This is a genomic window from Nostoc sp. C96, assembly GCF_059384975.1.
Genome location: NZ_CM182020.1, coordinates 1935437 through 1953032 on the forward strand (window position 1 = coordinate 1935437; position 17596 = coordinate 1953032).

The 17596-nt window shown below is 42.5% G+C and carries 16 protein-coding genes; 10 read left to right on the top strand and 6 right to left on the bottom strand.

The genetic code is table 11. The annotated features are described in order from the left end of the window. Window positions 1–110: 110 nt before the first annotated feature. Together AC504W_RS08360 and rpsL are read left to right on the top strand one after the other, a co-directional pair. Window positions 111–455, top strand: a complete 345-nt coding sequence (locus AC504W_RS08360) for a HesB/IscA family protein (protein WP_494877308.1) — start codon at window positions 111–113, stop codon at window positions 453–455. 138 nt (window positions 456–593) lie between these two features. Next, a complete protein-coding gene (gene rpsL, locus AC504W_RS08365) occupies window positions 594–977 on the top strand; it encodes a 30S ribosomal protein S12 (RefSeq protein WP_015113494.1) in 384 nt (127 codons plus the stop codon). A 141-nt stretch (window positions 978–1118) separates the two neighbouring features. On the opposite strand, the gene AC504W_RS08370 is transcribed toward rpsL, so the two are convergent. Beyond that, window positions 1119–1364 (bottom strand): hypothetical protein, encoded by a 246-nt coding sequence (locus tag AC504W_RS08370; protein ID WP_494877310.1) that lies wholly within the window; start codon window positions 1362–1364, stop codon window positions 1119–1121. Window positions 1365–1385: 21 nt separating this feature from the next. Between AC504W_RS08370 and rpsG the strand changes: the two genes are divergently transcribed. The 5 genes from rpsG (at window position 1386) to AC504W_RS08395 (ending at window position 6650) form a co-directional block, all read left to right on the top strand. After that, window positions 1386–1856 carry a 30S ribosomal protein S7 gene (gene rpsG / locus AC504W_RS08375; protein ID WP_015113495.1) on the top strand — a complete coding sequence of 157 codons (471 nt, stop codon included), beginning with the start codon at window positions 1386–1388 and terminating at the stop codon, window positions 1854–1856. Window positions 1857–1996: 140 nt separating this feature from the next. Then, window positions 1997–4075 carry an elongation factor G gene (fusA, locus tag AC504W_RS08380; protein WP_096575159.1) on the top strand — a complete coding sequence of 693 codons (2079 nt, stop codon included), beginning with the start codon at window positions 1997–1999 and terminating at the stop codon, window positions 4073–4075. A 22-nt stretch (window positions 4076–4097) separates the two neighbouring features. Next, window positions 4098–5327 (top strand): elongation factor Tu, encoded by a 1230-nt coding sequence (tuf, locus tag AC504W_RS08385; RefSeq protein WP_494877312.1) that lies wholly within the window; start codon window positions 4098–4100, stop codon window positions 5325–5327. 176 nt (window positions 5328–5503) lie between these two features. Beyond that, window positions 5504–5821 carry a 30S ribosomal protein S10 gene (gene rpsJ / locus AC504W_RS08390; RefSeq protein WP_015113498.1) on the top strand — a complete coding sequence of 106 codons (318 nt, stop codon included), beginning with the start codon at window positions 5504–5506 and terminating at the stop codon, window positions 5819–5821. Window positions 5822–5999: 178 nt separating this feature from the next. After that, window positions 6000–6650 carry an LON peptidase substrate-binding domain-containing protein gene (locus AC504W_RS08395; protein ID WP_015113499.1) on the top strand — a complete coding sequence of 217 codons (651 nt, stop codon included), beginning with the start codon at window positions 6000–6002 and terminating at the stop codon, window positions 6648–6650. Window positions 6651–6792: 142 nt separating this feature from the next. Here AC504W_RS08395 and pheA read toward each other — a convergent pair whose 3' ends face one another. Beyond that, window positions 6793–7671, bottom strand: coding sequence for a prephenate dehydratase (gene pheA, locus AC504W_RS08400; protein WP_494877314.1), 879 nt, complete (start codon window positions 7669–7671; stop codon window positions 6793–6795). Between the two features lie 727 nt (window positions 7672–8398). Between pheA and AC504W_RS08405 the strand changes: the two genes are divergently transcribed. Next, complete coding sequence (locus tag AC504W_RS08405) at window positions 8399–8986, top strand: DUF1997 domain-containing protein (protein ID WP_494877316.1); 588 nt, start codon at window positions 8399–8401, stop codon at window positions 8984–8986. Between the two features lie 159 nt (window positions 8987–9145). Here the strand turns inward: AC504W_RS08405 and AC504W_RS08410 are convergent, their stop codons facing one another. The 4 genes from AC504W_RS08410 to AC504W_RS08425 all read right to left on the bottom strand — a co-directional run bounded on the left by AC504W_RS08410 (window position 9146) and on the right by AC504W_RS08425 (window position 15521). After that, window positions 9146–9811: a ribonuclease HII gene (locus AC504W_RS08410; RefSeq protein WP_494877318.1), complete on the bottom strand. Its 666-nt coding sequence runs from the start codon at window positions 9809–9811 to the stop codon at window positions 9146–9148. Window positions 9812–9819: 8 nt separating this feature from the next. Next, window positions 9820–11883 carry a ribonuclease E gene (rne, locus tag AC504W_RS08415; protein WP_494877320.1) on the bottom strand — a complete coding sequence of 688 codons (2064 nt, stop codon included), beginning with the start codon at window positions 11881–11883 and terminating at the stop codon, window positions 9820–9822. A 560-nt stretch (window positions 11884–12443) separates the two neighbouring features. Continuing rightward, window positions 12444–15047 carry a TIGR03960 family B12-binding radical SAM protein gene (locus tag AC504W_RS08420; RefSeq protein ID WP_494877322.1) on the bottom strand — a complete coding sequence of 868 codons (2604 nt, stop codon included), beginning with the start codon at window positions 15045–15047 and terminating at the stop codon, window positions 12444–12446. A gap of 141 nt (window positions 15048–15188) precedes the next feature. Next, entirely contained in the window at window positions 15189–15521 is a 333-nt protein-coding gene (locus tag AC504W_RS08425) for an STAS domain-containing protein (protein WP_494877323.1), read from the bottom strand. A gap of 457 nt (window positions 15522–15978) precedes the next feature. On the opposite strand from AC504W_RS08425, the gene AC504W_RS08430 reads away from it, so the two are divergent. Next, window positions 15979–16182: a hypothetical protein gene (locus AC504W_RS08430; RefSeq protein ID WP_096575175.1), complete on the top strand. Its 204-nt coding sequence runs from the start codon at window positions 15979–15981 to the stop codon at window positions 16180–16182. Between the two features lie 134 nt (window positions 16183–16316). Next, entirely contained in the window at window positions 16317–17486 is a 1170-nt protein-coding gene (locus AC504W_RS08435; RefSeq protein WP_494877325.1) for a pyridoxal phosphate-dependent aminotransferase, read from the top strand. Window positions 17487–17596: the final 110 nt, after the last annotated feature.

Sequence of the window (17596 nt, forward strand, 5' to 3'; positions counted from 1 at the left end):
TTTGCAAATCAACCTCTTCATTTACAATAAAAAAGCAAAAACCAGTTTTTTAGGTTTCTCGTCACGCCATCTTTCCTTAAGGTGGGCTTGCAATTGCCAAAACAAATTCAATGATTCAACTGAGTCAAGCAGCAAAAATCGAAATTGAACGATTAAAGTCAAAGCAACAGCCCAATGTCTTGGTCAGGTTAGCTGTTAAACCAGGGGGATGCTCTGATTTATTTTACGATATGTCGTTTGATGAGATTCTCCAAGAAGGCGATCGCACTTTTGAAGTGAGTGGTCTGCAAATTCTTATAGATAACCAAAGCCTACAATATGTTAATGGGTTAGTATTAGATTATTCTGAAGATTTAATGGGTGGAGGCTTTCGTTTCCACAACCCTCAAGCAGTTACCACCTGTAGTTGTGGTAATTCATTCTCGATTACACAAGATTTCATCGTCCATAGTTAAACATTAATTACTCTGGGCGTAGGTTAATTGCCTAACCGAAGGGCTTAGTCAAAGTAGTTTGACATAAAAGCACGAAAAAAGATATAATCAGGATTTGTAAAAACTTAGACCCCTAAGCAGCTTAACGCGCTGTGACTCATGCCAACCATACAGCAACTAATACGTAGCGAACGCGAAAAAGCGCGTCAGAAAACCAAGTCTCCAGCTCTCAAGCAATGCCCGCAACGCCGCGGCGTTTGTACCAGAGTCTACACAACCACACCTAAAAAGCCTAACTCAGCCCTACGCAAGGTAGCAAGGGTAAGGCTGACATCCGGGTTTGAGGTGACAGCCTACATTCCAGGGATTGGTCATAACTTACAAGAACACTCCGTAGTCATGATTCGTGGCGGTCGGGTTAAGGATTTGCCAGGGGTAAGATACCATATCATCCGTGGCACCTTAGATACAGCGGGCGTTAAAGACCGCAAACAAGGACGTTCCAAGTATGGAACCAAGCGCCCGAAAGCAGCCAAAAAATAAGGCAGAGGCGATTAGTCGTGTCTCATGGCGATTAGTCGCTTTGTCTGGAAGCGCTAAAAAAATATAAAAAGTTAGCGATCGCTCTCAAACAGTTGTGAAAATAGATAAAAGTATCTGTTTTCAAAAGTTAAATTAGTTAAGTTACCACTGCCAGCCTGCACTCAGCGAGCAAGTGTAGGTTTTATGGAAATTGCTGTAAGCGACAGCAGCATTTTCATCTGGGAAATTCATACCTGCGATGTTGTCGCTTTGTGTGTCCGATTCAGGATAACAAATCAGCAATTCAGGGTCGCTGCAACTGTAGTGTAAAAAAATTGCGGCAGTCTGAGTGGCAGCTTCCACCACTCCGATACTGCGCTGTCTGATAGCATATAATTTCGTTGCCAAATTCCGAATTAAGGGTACAGTATGTCTCGTCGTGGTGTAGTTCAAAGGCGGCCAGTTCCGCCTGACTCAGTTTATAATAGTCGTCTGGTGAGCATGATGATTCGCCGGATCATGCGTCACGGAAAAAAATCACTAGCTGCACGTATAGTTTATGAAGCTTTAAAAACTATTGAAGAACGCACTGGTAATGCTGCGTTAGAAACCTTTGAAAGAGCAGTGCGTAATGCCACACCATTGGTAGAAGTGAAAGCTCGTCGTGTTGGTGGTGCAACTTACCAAGTCCCAATGGAAGTACGCTCAGAACGCGGTACCACCCTAGCACTACGTTGGCTAGTGCAATTTTCTCGGTCAAGGCCAGGGCGCACAATGGCTGGCAAATTAGCCAATGAATTAATGGATGCAGCCAACGAAAGTGGTAATGCGATCCGTAAGCGGGAAGAAACGCACCGGATGGCAGAAGCAAACAAAGCCTTTGCCCACTATCGTTACTAAACAAAACAGCGATATATCCAGCCTCAATAAGCGGTATATCGCCAACAGATAAAAATCCAGACGGTTATCCGTAAAAGTATAGAATCTTAACAAAGAGTAATATACAAGATATCATGAGGCAAAAACTATAGGAGGCTACTGTGGCACGTACAAACCCGCTGGAGAAAGTACGCAATATCGGGATTGCGGCGCATATAGATGCGGGAAAAACAACGACAACAGAGAGAATATTATTTTACTCTGGGATAATTCATAAAATTGGTGAAGTTCACGAAGGAACTGCTGTAACTGACTGGATGGAGCAAGAGCGGGAGCGGGGAATCACAATCACTGCTGCGGCCATTAGCACCAGTTGGAAAGATTATCAAATTAACATTATCGATACTCCTGGCCACGTAGACTTCACAATCGAAGTAGAACGCTCCATGCGCGTGTTGGATGGTGTAATTGCTGTATTTTGTTCAGTAGGTGGAGTACAACCACAATCTGAAACAGTATGGCGGCAAGCAGATCGCTACGCGGTACCTCGGATCGCCTTTATTAACAAAATGGATCGCACAGGCGCGAACTTCTATAGAGTTCATGAACAAATGCGCGATCGCCTACGGGCGAATGCCATTGCCATTCAACTGCCCATTGGTAGCGAAAATGACTTCAAAGGCATCGTAGACTTAGTACGGAAACGTGCATACATCTACAATAACGACCAAGGTACGGATATTCAAGAAACGGATATTCCGTCAGATATGCAGGAGCAAACTGAAGAGTATTACACCAAGCTGGTAGAAGCAGTTGCTGAAACCGATGATGCTTTGATGACCAAATACTTTGACGGGGAAGCGCTGACAGAAGAAGAAATCCGGGCGGCCCTGCGGAAAGGGACAATTGCTGGCACAATCGTGCCTGTACTTTGTGGTTCAGCCTTTAAAAACAAAGGCGTGCAGTTAATGTTGGATGCAGTTGTAGATTACCTACCCGCACCAACAGAAGTTCCTCCCATTCAAGGCACACTCCCCAATGGTGATACAGTCGAGCGCCGAGCTGATGACAATGAACCTCTAGCAGCTTTGGCATTTAAGATTATGGCTGACCCTTACGGTCGCCTCACCTTTGTTAGAGTTTATTCTGGTGTTCTGAAAAAAGGTAGCTATGTATTAAATGCTACGAAGAACAAAAAAGAACGAATTTCCCGTTTAGTTCTGATGAAGGCAGATGATCGCCAAGACGTAGAAGAACTACGGGCTGGGGATTTAGGTGCTGCGCTAGGGTTAAAAGACACCTTAACGGGTGATACTATCACTGATGAAGGCGCACCAGTAATTCTGGAATCCCTATTTATTCCAGAGCCAGTGATCTCGGTGGCGGTTGAACCCAAAACCAAGAATGACATGGATAAGCTATCCAAGGCTCTGCAATCTCTGTCTGAGGAAGACCCAACCTTCCGCGTTAATGTTGACCCGGAAACAAACCAAACTGTGATTGCAGGGATGGGAGAACTCCACCTAGAAATTCTAGTGGATCGGATGTTGCGCGAATTTAAAGTGGAAGCGAACGTGGGTGCGCCACAGGTAGCTTACCGCGAAACGATTCGTAAAACAGTTACCAACGTAGAAGGTAAGTTCATCCGGCAAAGTGGTGGTAAAGGTCAATACGGTCACGTTGTCATCAATTTGGAACCAGGGGAACCCGGTACTGGCTTTGAATTTGTCTCGAAAATTGTTGGTGGTGTAGTACCAAAAGAGTACATTGGCCCCGCAGAGCAAGGGATGAAAGAAAGCTGTGAATCTGGTATTTTAGCCGGATATCCATTGATTGACGTGAAAGCGACGCTAGTTCATGGCTCTTACCACGATGTAGACTCTTCGGAAATGGCTTTTAAAATCGCTGGATCGATGGCACTGAAAGAAGCTGTGCTAAAAGCTTCACCAGTACTATTAGAGCCTATGATGAAAGTTGAGGTGGAAGTTCCTGAAGATTATATTGGGAACGTCATTGGAGACCTCATCTCCCGCCGAGGGCAGATTGAAAGCCAAAGTACTGAACAGGGACTGGCTAAAGTGGCATCTAAAGTTCCACTGGCTACCATGTTTGGCTACGCTACCGATATCCGGTCGAAGACCCAAGGTCGAGGTATCTTTACGATGGAGTTCAGCCACTACGAAGAGGTGCCTCGCAGCGTAGCGGAAACTATCATTGCAAAAAGTAAAGGGAACGCTTAATTAAAAAAGGAAACGAGCATTCATGGCACGCGCAAAGTTTGAAAGAAATAAACCCCACGTTAACATCGGTACTGTTGGCCACGTTGACCACGGTAAGACCACTTTAACAGCAGCTATCACCATGACTTTGGCTGCTCTCGGTCAAGCGGAAGCTAAAGGCTATGACCAAATCGATAACGCACCCGAAGAGAAAGCGCGGGGTATTACGATTAACACCGCTCACGTTGAGTATGAAACTAAAAACCGCCACTATGCTCACGTAGACTGTCCTGGACACGCTGACTATGTGAAAAACATGATCACTGGTGCAGCACAAATGGACGGCGCTATTCTTGTAGTAGCTGCGACTGACGGCCCTATGCCTCAAACCCGCGAACACATTTTGTTAGCTCGTCAGGTAGGGGTTCCTAAACTAGTGGTCTTCTTGAACAAAGAAGATATGGTAGACGACGAAGAATTGCTAGAGTTGGTAGAACTAGAAGTTAGGGAACTACTTTCTAGCTATGAGTTTGATGGGGACAATATTCCTGTTATTCGAGGTTCTGGTCTGCAAGCTCTAGAAGCAATGACCAAAAACCCCAAAACTCAGCGTGGAGAAAATCCTTGGGTAGACAAAATCTACGAATTGATGGACGCTGTAGATTCCTACATCCCCGATCCTGAGCGTGACATTGATAAAGCCTTCCTGATGGCTGTAGAAGATGTGTTTACAATCACAGGTCGTGGTACAGTTGCTACCGGACGTATCGAACGCGGCAAAGTTAAAGTGGGCGATACCGTAGAACTAGTGGGTCTGAAAGAAACTCGTAGCACCGCCGTTACCGGGATTGAAATGTTCAAGAAGAGCCTTGATGAAGGCTTGGCAGGGGACAACGCTGGTGTACTGCTCCGTGGTCTGAAAAAAGAAGATATTGAACGGGGTATGGTAATTGCTAAACCCGGTTCTATCACTCCTCACACCCAGTTTGAAGGTGAAGTATACGTCTTAACAGAAAAAGAAGGTGGTCGGAAAACACCATTCTTCGCTGGATACCGTCCTCAGTTCTATGTGCGGACAACTGATGTAACCGGCACCATTAAAGCTTTTACCTCTGATGAAGGGGCAGACGTAGAAATGGTGATGCCTGGCGATCGCATCAAAGTTACTGTGGAATTGATTAATGCGATCGCAATTGAAACAGGTATGCGCTTTGCGATTCGTGAAGGTGGCCGCACTATCGGTGCTGGTGTCGTCGCTAAAATCGTCAAGTAGTACATTTTTACCCGAATAACAAAGAGCAGAGATGCTAAGATGCCTCTCTGCTCTTTTATCTGAAATTACTGGCAAAAATGAGGAATCAAAAATAGAGAGTAAAAAAACACAAAATTAACTACTCCCAATTCCTCAATCTCGACTCTCCTAATAAATCAGAACCTGGAAAATTAAAGATGGCAACTCTACAACAGCAGAAGATTAGAATTCGTTTAAAAGCTTTTGACCGTCGATTATTAGATACATCTTGCGAGAAGATTGTAGACACAGCTAATCGGACTAACGCTACAGCTATAGGCCCAATTCCCTTACCGACAAAACGGAAAATCTATTGCGTGTTGAGATCGCCTCACGTAGATAAAGATTCGCGCGAACATTTTGAAACCCGTACTCATCGTCGCATTATTGATATCTACCAGCCTTCCTCTAAAACTATTGATGCGTTAATGAAGTTAGATTTGCCATCAGGTGTGGATATTGAAGTCAAGTTGTAATCAGTCAAGAGTCAATAGTTATAAAAAAATTATTATTGACAATTGACTATAGTACGAACACGGAACTAGCCCTGAGAAAATTGATCTCAGGGCTTTTTATTTAGTGATAGAATGTAAATAAAGTACGGGAAAGCAGAGAACAATAAATTTTTAAAATTAAATTTATTATAAGGTAACAATGACATCTTCTTCTAGAATTGCTGTTCGTGAACTACCTCTGTTCCCGTTACCCGAAGTAGTTCTTTTTCCGACCAGACCATTACCATTACATATCTTTGAATTCCGCTACCGAATCATGATGAATACGATTTTGGAAAGCGATCGCAGGTTCGGAGTACTAATGGTCGATCCAGTAAAAGGCACGATTGCAAATGTTGGCTGTTGTGCAGAAATCATCCATTACCAGCGCCTACCAGATGACCGGATGAAGATGCTGACTTTGGGACAACAAAGGTTTCGGGTCTTAGAGTATGTACGGGAAAAGCCTTATCGCGTCGGTTTGGTACAGTGGATAGAAGATGAACCACCAGCCAAAGACTTACGTCCTTTAGGTGCAGAAGTTGAACAACTGCTTAAAGATGTAGTGCGTCTCTCTGCCAAATTAACAGAACAAAACATTGAATTGCCAGAAGAATTACCAGACTTGCCAATAGAGCTATCTTATTGGGTAGCCAGTAATCTTTACGGTGTGGCGGCTGAACAACAGTCATTGCTAGAGATGCAAGATACAGCTGCTCGCTTAGAACGAGAAGCAGAAATTTTAACTTCTACTCGTAATCATTTAGCTGCTCGTTCTGTACTAAAAGATACTTTTAATCAGAAATCTTAAGCGAAGATCGATGAAAAATTATGCAGAGTCTAAAGTTTCTTGGCGTTCTACCCTGTGAGTTCACTATATATGTGTTCTTGCAAGAGTAGTCGCTAACTCTGCAAAAACAAACTTACTTGATATGAAGTTTTTCGTTCTGGGATTATGCTTCCACAACGTTGACAGATAAAACCCCATAGCTACCAAAGATTTTTAAAATTTCTATGTAAGCCATTAAATCGGCTATAGCAGATTGCATTTTGGGTTTTGTAATATCTGTCTCTAGGTCGATAAAAAATACATATTCTCCTAGCGATCGCTTGGTAGGGCGAGATTCAATTCTGCTAAGATTAATGCCTAGTTCAGCAAATACTTGCAAAGGCTTGATTAACGCACCAGGAATGTTTGCAGGGACGCTAAAAGCTAGAGAGCTATGAGTAGGATTTAATGTATTTATCTGATATTCAGATGTTAGCTGATTTTGACTCACTACCCAAAAGCGAGTACAGTTTTCTGGATAGTCATTAATTCCTTGAGCAAGAATCGGCAAATTATAGAGTTGGGCAGCTCTAGAAGAAGCGATCGCAGCTGCTGTTACATCTTGTTGTAGTAATTGTAGAGCTTCTGTTGTGGAATTGTTCGGTATGATTTGTACAGTTGGCAGGATTTTACCTAACCAATTTTGACATTGTGCTAAAGCCTGGGGGTGGGAATACACCTTCTGAATGTGATCTAAACTGGGAGCGCAAGAAATTAAAGTATGGACAATAGGCATAACTAATGCCAATTGAATTCGCAAACTATCCAATTGCCATAGTGCATCCATTGTCATAGTGACACTACCTTCAATGGAATTTTCTACTGGTACAACCGCTAACTCAGTTTCTCCATCTGCCACCGCTTGGAGCGATTGAGCTATGCTGGGGTATGGGCATAAAGTAGCTGCAATTCCTGTAGTTTTGCTCAACCAATTGACATATAAAACTGCTGCTTGTTCTGCATAAGTGCCTGGTGGCCCTAGATGAGCAATAGATAAAGACATAGCATTTAAATGGGAATTACTGTGAGATTCATAGACTATACCGCAGGCAAATCCACTCTTAAAGAAACAAAATATTGATTTAAATTGCTTTGTTTGACTTCATACTCTTGTTTTCTATTGAAGAATGATACAGCTTTTAATTATATTCATCAGCACATTTACTGGGTTTTGTAGTACGAAAACAATGTTAGGGTGCCGAATTTACTGGTGTATGGAATCCAACTAACCATAAATTTAGAGACATCAGTATAGTAGCGATTTTATCTTGTAATACTTGCATAGATTGGATGTACCTTTGATTATCTGAATCTCTACCAGCAAGGAAAGTAACCTAGGGAAAAACTGCCATGATTGCAGCTTTTGTCTGACTAACTTAGAACGAAAGGCTAGAGAACCAATGCCAACGATAGCGGGAATGGATACAACGGAGCCGAGAGATTAACGTTTTTCTCTTCATGATCATCTTCTGTTTTAACACTGGTATAATTTTTGCTTTTTTTGATATTTATACTTAAAAAAAGTATTTTCATAAAATAGCTGTGATTTGATTTATAATTATATAAATAGTAATAATTTTAAAAAAATTCGTATTATTGTGTAAATCTATTATTCAGATTTGAGGTTTAACATAAGTATGACTTATCCTCACTTTTTTATTTAATTAAAATAATAACTACACTAAATTTATTAATATATAAAAGTATTAAATAATTGCTGTCTGCAAATCATGCCTACCAGATTTACTGCTTCTCAATCGGTAAAAATTGCTGTACCGCAACAGCCTATTCCTATTCAACATTATTTGCGGCAGCCTCAAAGATTGGTGAATGCTCTAGTTGATAATAGTCGTTTTCAACAGCTTTCTGAGGAAGTATTTCGGTTAAAAATGCGTCCTCTATCATTTATGACATTAAGCATTCAGCCGACGGTAGACATGAGAGTTTGGGCAGAATCAAATGGCGTAATTTATTTGCGATCGCTAAGTTGTGAAATCCTCGGATTTGAATATATTAACCAACGTTTTTCTCTTAATTTACAAGGTCATTTGTCACCCTATCAATCTAGTAGTGGTACTCGCCTGGAAGGAAAAGCCGATTTAGAAGTACAAGTAGAACTCCCGCCACCACTTTCTTTTACGCCAAAGTCAATTTTAGAAGCTACTGGTAATGGTTTGCTGAAAAGTGTGCTATTAACTGTTAAGCAAAGATTATTACATCAGCTATTAATAGATTATCGTCATTGGGTGACATCTCAAATGACAGAGAAAGCAATAGAAGATAATAGTGGTGACTTACCAATTTTGAATTTAGATTAGTTTTATCTAATTATTAAATTAAGAATTAATGGCTACTTTAAAGTAGCCATTAATTGGTTAAAGTTTGGGAAAAATAGCTATCACTACATCTGTGTGAAAGAAAAATTAGCACACCAAAACCTGATCGCACCTACCAAGCAATACCCCAAATTATGCAAATTACTGCTGAATTTGGCAAGGGCTGAAAGATTTACGATGTAGAGATGAAGCGCCGTATTCTCGTAGCGCCTGTAAATGTTTTGGGCTACCGTATCCTTTATTCTTTGCCAAGTCATACTGCGGATACTTTGATGCTAAACGCAGTATCAAGTCGTCACGCCAGACTTTAGCCACAATACTAGCAGCTGCGATAGAAAGCGATCGCTCATCTCCTTTGACTATTGTTTGCTGTGGTATTTGCAAATCTTTAATTGCTTGATTACCGTCAACCAAGCATATTACAGGCTGCACTTTCAATTTAAGTACAGCCCGTTTCATAGCTAATAGTGTCGCCTGCAAAATATTTATTTGATCAATTTCAGCAGTTGCAGCAAAACCAATTCTCCAGTCTGTTGCCAGCTGATAAATTTGTGCTGCTAACTTAGTTCTGCGAGAACTAGACAGCTTTTTACTATCGTTAATGCCAGAGGCGATGAGTTCCGGAAAAGCGCTGTCAGGTAAGATGACTGCTGCTGCAACAACAGGCCCAAATAAAGCACCACGCCCGACTTCATCGACACCCGCAATTAATCCTGGGATACCGAATAAATCAGGTGTGAACTCCAACCAAGGGAGTTCAGCCAAGCCTGCTGGTACAACAGCAGTTTGTTTAATTTCTATCTCCATAGGAGATATTAACTGTCCTCAGAATTAGAATCTACAGCAGAGGAACGACGACGGCGGCGACGGCTACCTGTGGCAGTTAGATTTGCTTCAGATTCTTCAGCATTAGTAGCAAATCCATCTAACTCAACTTTTTCTGGTGGTGGAGATTGTTGCTCTAACTCTACTGGCGGTGAGATGTTTACTTCTTTATTGGGAGTTTCGGTAATAGTTGTAGCGGAGGGCGTTTCTGGGGCTGTACTTGCTCCTTGTCCAGGCTGAACAACGTTAATAATCACCGACTTGGGATTTTTGACTTCCCGATCCAATTTCACTAAGGGAGATATTCCCATCAAAGCAAAAACATCTTGTTCTTCTAAAGTCATTTCTACGGTTCTAATCTCCGGTGGTTCAACCACTGGTTTGACTGGTTCTGTTTTGATGACTTTATTGCGTTCGACTCTTTCTGTCCAACCTGATTTACCTAAGCTAGGTGCTGGAATTTCTGGTGTTGGGCTTAAGTCAACGTCATTATCCAGATCTAGCTCGGTATCGTTCTCAAAACCTAACGAATTAGGAGCCAGCCTTGTTTCATCTTTACCATTTGCGCCATTGATGCCAATGCGTCTACGACGGTTAGTGCGACCACCACGCTTATTGTTATCACCCAATTCGTGATAGCTGGGATGATTGACTAAATTCAAGGAGCTTAAATCGGTGTCACCATCAAAATTGTCACCAAAGCTATCAAAGCTTTCTCTTGGTTCTGTGATCCGCGCTACTGGCAAACGAGGTTCTCTTTGGGGCAAGGATACGAAACGCTCAGGCACTTCTGCTGGTGTTGGTAAGCGGTTTTCGTTTTCTCCGGGTAAATGGACTATGTGTCCTAAACCACCACAGGTTTGACAAGTTCCACCAAATAATTCGTAAATATTTTGACCTTGGCGTTTACGAGTCAGTTCTACTAAGCCAAGTTCTGTAAGTTGAGCGATTTGGGGGCGAGCTTTGTCTGCTTTGAGTGCTTTGTTGAAATGCTCCAGAACATGCAGTTGATCGCGCCGTGATTCCATATCGATGAAGTCTACAACAATGACTCCGGCGATATTTCGCAGTCGCAATTGGCGGGCAATTTCTGTGGCGGCTTCGCAGTTTGTCCACAACACTGTTTCTCTGGCTGTTGCCGATCGCGTGAACGAACCAGAGTTAACATCAATTACTGTCAGGGCTTCTGTTGGCTCAATAATGATGTAGCCGCCAGAAGGTAAATCTACTCTTGGTTTGAGAGCTTCCCTAATGGCGGCATTGATGCGGAAGTATTCTAATATGGGTGAGCGATCGCGGTGATGATCAATTAACAATCCTTGTGGTGTCTGTCCGCCACTCCAGTTCTGCAAGTACTGTTTCACCCGCTTTAGCCCAGTACTGGAATCAACCACAATTCGGTTGACATCTGCACCGTACATATCCCTTAATACCCGCTGGATAAAGTCATCATCCCGGTTCAGTAGTGCTGGCGCACGGGTCGATTGTGCTTCTTGCTGAATGGCTTCCCATTGCTTTTGCAGCAATTCCAAATCTTCCATAATGGCTTCTTCGGGTTTGCCTTCGGCTTCTGTTCGCACCAACAAACCCATCCCTGCCGGTTTGATTAAAATTGCTAACGCCCGGAGGCGATTACGTTCATTTTCACTTTTAATCCGGCGAGATAAATTTACACCCCGACCATAGGGCATGAGTACCACATAGCGTCCAGGTAAAGTAATGTTACCTGTTAGCCGCGGCCCTTTCGTACCGGTTGGCTCTTTCATGACTTGCACCAGCACTTTTTGTTGCGGTGCTAATAGTTCTGTAATGGCGGCGGCTGTTCGCTTTAACCTTAATGGGCCTAAGTCCGTTACATGAATAAAGCCATTACGTTCTGGATCACCAATATTTACAAAAGCTGCGTCAATTCCGGGTAATACATTTTCTACTACACCTAAGTAGATATCACCAATTTGGTGATGGCCTGTGGCTACAACGAGTTCTTGTATTTGATCTTCCGAAAATACGGCAGCGATTTGATGCTGCTCTGCGATGATAATTTGTTTTGGCATTCAATTTCCTCAAAAATTGGCAGCACGAGTGTAGTTCTGGAGGTTTGTTATGTCCCTCGCCCCTACCAGCTACTAAGGGTACTGCTGATAATAAAATTTGTGAAGCCGAGCTTCAAAGTTAAAGAGCAAATGTCTGAGTAATTGCGTTGACACGCCTGTTTATTCCAGAACGGCTGCATATTTTTTAAGTAAATAAATCAACCGTCCGTGGTTGATTTTTGATGCGATACCCGCACCACCTAGGGTTTAGGCATTTAGCAGTTGTTTAAAAAAATATAGAGTAAGAGTTGCCGACGGAGCCTGCTGTTAAGTTACTAGTTCGCAAGGTAGCTATAAAGAGAGGTTGCTTTTTAATCCGCTTCAGCTTATCTGGGATAAAACCCTAGAATTTTCTCTCTAGTATCTTTGCTTTCGCTCCCTGAGTATAAGGGTAGTGAACTAGTGAATTCAATGCAGCGTCAGAAAATTTCTCTTCACCTCATTCTAACGCAACCTTGCTAAAAATCAATTCCCACGATGTGCTACATCAGGGCAACTACTAGCAAGTTGCCCTTTAGGGATTATACTCCTAAAACTAACTGATTGCGGTGAATTTGCAGAAGTTGAAATTCTCGGTTTGCCACTACTGCCAGCATAGATAGGATTTGCTCAGGACGCAAGGAAACACCGTCGTTGCGACAACTACCTAGATAACGCAGAATCGAGGTAGGTTCAGCGGTGCTGTTGTTAACATTTACTAATGCTAATTCAAACAGGCGATCGCGCAGATTTACTATTTGAGTTTTGCCTGATTTGGTTGTTTGCTCTACGTTTATTTCGTCCTTCGCTAAGATGGCATCAATCCAATCTTGCCATTGTGCAGGTGTGCCTGCATCCAGCATGGCTACTGTAATCTGGTACTCGGCTGCGGCTAAGATTTGGGTAGCGGCGGGAGATTTTAAATCTATCTCTGCTACGCCATATATAGGTATATCGGTCGGCAGTTCCTGGGCTAACTTAGCTTGGAAAGCCTGGATATCTACAGGGGTCGTTAACTCAAAATCCACGATTTCGCCATTGCTCGTAGCACCTAAAGGTAAAGCACTGGCAATCATAATGCGTGGGTTGGGGTGAAATCCACCTGTAAAGGCAATTGGCAAACTTGCTCGGCGGATAACTCTGTCAAACAAGCGCAATAAATCCAGATGACCTAATAAAGCCATATCACCTTGTTTCCCAAACCAGACACGCAATCTTTGGGCTTTGGTGGTGTTGGGAACAAACTCACCTGCAAATTCTGGGATAGTAGGTGGCTCAATCACAATATTATGGCCAAAATCTGTGCCGCAGACACCACAATGCGAACAACCTTCAAAAGAACAATCGGGGACAATTGCTGCTTCTAAGGCGCGTTGTAAGTCTTCTTGCAGCCATTTTTTGTCAATTCCAGTATCAATATGATCCCAAGGGAGGGGAAGATCTAGGGAGTGGTGACTAGAGGAATCTTTTTCTTGTGGATGAAACAAATTCCATTCGCCGTTTTCGATTTGGCGGTATTTCCAGTCTAGTCCGGCTTCGGCGATCGCCTGACCCCAAGCCGTGAAGGCTTTATCTAAACCATCATACCAAGAATCCATGCCTGCACCTAGTTCCCAGGCGCGACGCAGAACTTTGCCCAAAGTGCGATCGCCTCTACCCACAAAGTCTTCCATTGCCGAAATGCGGACATCGGTGAAATTCACCTTGATTCCCCGAATCGGGCGGAATTCTTGCCGTAGTAGGCTTTGCTTGCGTTTAAATTCAGCGGTAGCAACTGAATGCCATTGAAATGGTGTATGCGGTTTGGGCGTAAAGTTAGAAATTGTCAGGTTAAAGTTTAGCGGTCTTCTGCCCTGACCCCGACATTCTCGCTGTAACCAACGTACCGTTTCAGCAATGCCGACAACATCTGCATCTGTCTCACCCGGCAAGCCAATCATAAAGTAGAGTTTGATTTTATCCCAGCCTTGTTCCCAAGCTGTTTTTACACCTCTCAGCAATTCTTCATTCGTCAAACCTTTGTTAACAATGTCCCGCATCCGTTGGGTGCCGGCTTCTGGTGCAAATGTTAATCCACCTTGCCGTGTACCACCAAGGATGTTGGCAATGTTCTCATCAAATCTATCTACGCGCTGACTGGGTAAAGTCAGGGAAATGTTTTCATTTTTTAACCGATTTTTGATTTCCATCCCTACCGCTGGTAGGGCTAAATAATCGGAACAACTCAGAGATAGTAAGGAAAATTCATTGTAACCAGTCGCCCGCATTCCCTGTTCGATGGCTTCGACAACTTTTTCTGGTTCTACATCCCTAGCCGGTCGGGTGAGCATTCCTGGTTGACAAAAGCGACACCCACGGGTACAGCCACGGCGAATTTCAATTATTAGGCGATCGTGTACTGTTTCTACGTAGGGAACCAACCCAATGGAGTAGGCGGGTATGGGAGTAGCGACTCGCCTGAGAATACGTTTTGGTACATCTGGATGGTTGGGATGGACTGAACCATCAGCAGCCATGTCATAAAACTGCGGGACGTATACCCCTGGTACCTGTGCTAAGTCGAGGAGCAAATCTTGGCGACTTAAGCCAGCGTTTTTTCCTTCCTCTAATACCAAACCGATTTCTGGTAAGAGTTCTTCACCATCACCTAACGCGAAGAAGTCGAAAAAGTCGGAGTATGGTTCAGGGTTTGAGGTAGCGGTTTGTCCACCAGCAAAAATTAGTGGATAATTCCCTGTTGCTCTTTCTTGCCATGTCAGAGGAATTTCTGCCAAATCCAACATTTCTAAGATGTTGGTTGCACCTAATTCATAACTAAGACTAAAACCTAAGATGTCAAATTCTTTTAGCGATCGCTTTGACTCTACAGCAAACAAGGGTGTGTTTGTTTCCCTGAGTTTGGCTGCTAAGTCTGTACCTGGGAGGTAAGCGCGATCGCACAATTGGCGCGGTTGGGCATTCAAAATGTTATAGAGAATGATATGCCCTAAATTAGACGAGCCAACTTCATATACTTCTGGGTAGGTTAACACCCACCTGATTACTGCCTTATCCCAAGGCTTATGTACTGCTAGGCGTTCGTTACCAAGGTAACGCGCGGGTTTTAAAATATCCGGTGTAATTAATTTTTCAACTGCAACAGCCACTGCGCTATCTTCTAGCTACTTTTAGTATTTACAGATAATCACCTCCAACCTTAGCATTGATTGAGTATAACCATAGGTTTATCTTTGCAACTGAAAACATCCTTTAATATTTTTGCTACAAAGATAAAATCTATGTTATAGTTAAGGGTTAACAATAGCTAAATCAATTGTATCTTCAAACTCAAACACCCCATCAAGTTGGGTTAATTCAAAGATAATTTTCAAGGCGGGAGAAACAGAACATAGCTTTAAACTTTGCCCCAAGTTTTGAGCCAGCTTTAGTGCAGACACCAATGCCATTAAGCCTGCACTGTCTAATGATTCTACTGCTGCCAAATCCACAAGCAAGATTGAGACATCATTTGGTGTTAATGCTGCTGTCAGATCTCGTTCAAATTCCAATGCGTTAACGGCATTGAGTTTGCCCTGTGGCCGAATAACTGTAATTTTTGGGCATTCCAGCACTGCTTGCATATTGACATCCTAAATTAGAGTTATTAAATCTTTAACCTGAGATTTATTTGAACATAATCTCTTTTTTTAAACATCGACCATACGTCTTACATCTCTTTGCTGAATCTTTATGGGTAAAGGGTATATCTTTAAAGATTGTCATAAATACAGGGTAAAATGTGTTTATATATACTTTTTTTTAATATCGGTTCTAAAACAATCAACATAGACAGCCACAGGATAAATTGCTCATCCGTAACTTTGCTGGGAATGCTTAATTTATATATACTTAAGCCTCTTCAGTTATAGCTAAGTATGAGATTAAAGATGCTCATTTGGAGAGAATAAGATAGAGTTCAAGGTAAATTATTTGGCAAAATATATGTGATCTAAATCACTAAATTTAAGTTTTTAGATCACAATTTATACTTAGCTCTATCCCAGATAATTTAGTATTACCTAAAATGGGTTAATAAATATGAAAACGAGGAAGTACGCTATTCGCCAACTGGTAGAAAAAGCTCTTGATATTAAAAAATTAACTCCAGAGATAGAAAATGAAATCAATTCTGAATTAACTCAAATGGGTTATATCTCGGATGTGGACTATGAAGCTTTGGAATTATTAATGGCAGAAATGGATGCTGGTAGAGTCAAGTTGGTTCCTAGCTGGGGATATTAATTTTTGTCATTAGTCAATGGTCAATGGTTAATTGATAATGACCTATATTTTTCTGTGAGATTTACTGTTTAGTTACTTGGTGTGGCGTAAACTGTGCTAGTCAGCATTAATGTTTGCATTAATATTAAGTCGCCATGCACCTTGCTAAACGCCTAGAAAAAATTCCTCCCTACCTCTTTGCTGAAATTAACCGTAAACGAGAAAAACTCGTCGCTGAGGGAGTTGACATCATTAATATGGCAGTTGGCGACCCCGATAAACCGACTCCTGCACACATTCTCCAGGTAATGCACGAAGCAATTGATGACGCTGCTACCCATAACTACCCGCCCTACGAAGGTATGCAAGAATTTCGGCAGGCGGCGGCTAAGTGGATGGAACGTCGGTTTGGGGTAACGGATTTAAACCCAGATACAGAGGTTGTAGCGTCTATTGGTTCTAAAGAGGCAATCCATAATACTTTTTTAGCTTTTGTGGAGGCGGGAGACTATACACTTATCCCTGATCCAGGTTATCCGGTGTATCGCACTTCTACAATTTTTGCTGATGGTGTGCCTTTTACAATGCCACTGAAGCCAGAAAACCAGTTTTTGCCAGATTTAAACGCGATTCCCGAAGAAATTGCCCAAAAAGCCAAGCTTTTGTGGATTAACTACCCAAATAACCCGACTGGGGGAGTGGCAACGCTAGAGTTTTTTACAGAATTGGTAGATTTCTGTAAGCAGTACAATATCTTGCTGTGTCATGACAATGCTTACTCAGAAATGGCATACAACAGCTACAAACCGCCGAGTGTGTTACAAGTTCCTGGCGCAAAAGATATCGCCATTGAGTTTCACAGTTTGTCAAAATCTTACAATATGACAGGCTGGCGGGTTGGTTTTGTAGCTGGGAATGCACTGGGGATTCAAGGTTTAAGACAGGTTAAAACTAACGTTGATTCGGGTGTGTTTAAGGCAATTCAAAAAGCTGCGATCGCAGCTTACAATACCACAGAAGCCGAACTGCAAACTTTGATGTCTGTTTATCAACATCGCCGCGACACCATTGTTAAAGGATTGCAATCTTTAGGATGGCCGATTCAGCCGCCAAAAGCTACCCTTTACGTTTGGGTTCCTGTTCCTTCCGGTTATACTTCTGCGGAATTTGTAAATTTGCTGCTTGACAAATGCGGCATTATGGTAGCTCCCGGTAGCGGTTACGGTGCATCTGGTGAAGGCTTCTTCCGCATTGCTTTAACTATCCCAGAAGAACGAATGCAACAAGCTATTGAGCGAATGAAAGATGCTGGTATTTGCTACTAAAAAATTATGAAGTATGAAATATCAGCGTTGCTGAATAACCAGGATGAGACTAAATGAATTTAAATCTCAAACTAACTCATTAACCTCTCTGCGCCTTTGCGCGACGGACA

What these genes read in the sequence shown, in the direction of transcription:
- pheA (WP_494877314.1), bottom strand. Translation starts at nt 7,671, where the DNA reads ATGTCTTTATCTATTGCTCATCTAGGGCCACCAGGCACTTATGCAGAA.
- AC504W_RS08430 (WP_096575175.1), top strand. Translation starts at nt 15,979, where the DNA reads ATGAAAACGAGGAAGTACGCTATTCGCCAACTGGTAGAAAAAGCTCTT.
- rpsJ (WP_015113498.1), top strand. Translation starts at nt 5,504, where the DNA reads ATGGCAACTCTACAACAGCAGAAGATTAGAATTCGTTTAAAAGCTTTT.
- tuf (WP_494877312.1), top strand. Translation starts at nt 4,098, where the DNA reads ATGGCACGCGCAAAGTTTGAAAGAAATAAACCCCACGTTAACATCGGT.
- AC504W_RS08410 (WP_494877318.1), bottom strand. Translation starts at nt 9,811, where the DNA reads ATGGAGATAGAAATTAAACAAACTGCTGTTGTACCAGCAGGCTTGGCT.
- rpsL (WP_015113494.1), top strand. Translation starts at nt 594, where the DNA reads ATGCCAACCATACAGCAACTAATACGTAGCGAACGCGAAAAAGCGCGT.
- AC504W_RS08395 (WP_015113499.1), top strand. Translation starts at nt 6,000, where the DNA reads ATGACATCTTCTTCTAGAATTGCTGTTCGTGAACTACCTCTGTTCCCG.
- rpsG (WP_015113495.1), top strand. Translation starts at nt 1,386, where the DNA reads ATGTCTCGTCGTGGTGTAGTTCAAAGGCGGCCAGTTCCGCCTGACTCA.
- AC504W_RS08405 (WP_494877316.1), top strand. Translation starts at nt 8,399, where the DNA reads ATGCCTACCAGATTTACTGCTTCTCAATCGGTAAAAATTGCTGTACCG.
- AC504W_RS08435 (WP_494877325.1), top strand. Translation starts at nt 16,317, where the DNA reads ATGCACCTTGCTAAACGCCTAGAAAAAATTCCTCCCTACCTCTTTGCT.
- AC504W_RS08360 (WP_494877308.1), top strand. Translation starts at nt 111, where the DNA reads ATGATTCAACTGAGTCAAGCAGCAAAAATCGAAATTGAACGATTAAAG.
- rne (WP_494877320.1), bottom strand. Translation starts at nt 11,883, where the DNA reads ATGCCAAAACAAATTATCATCGCAGAGCAGCATCAAATCGCTGCCGTA.
- AC504W_RS08425 (WP_494877323.1), bottom strand. Translation starts at nt 15,521, where the DNA reads ATGCAAGCAGTGCTGGAATGCCCAAAAATTACAGTTATTCGGCCACAG.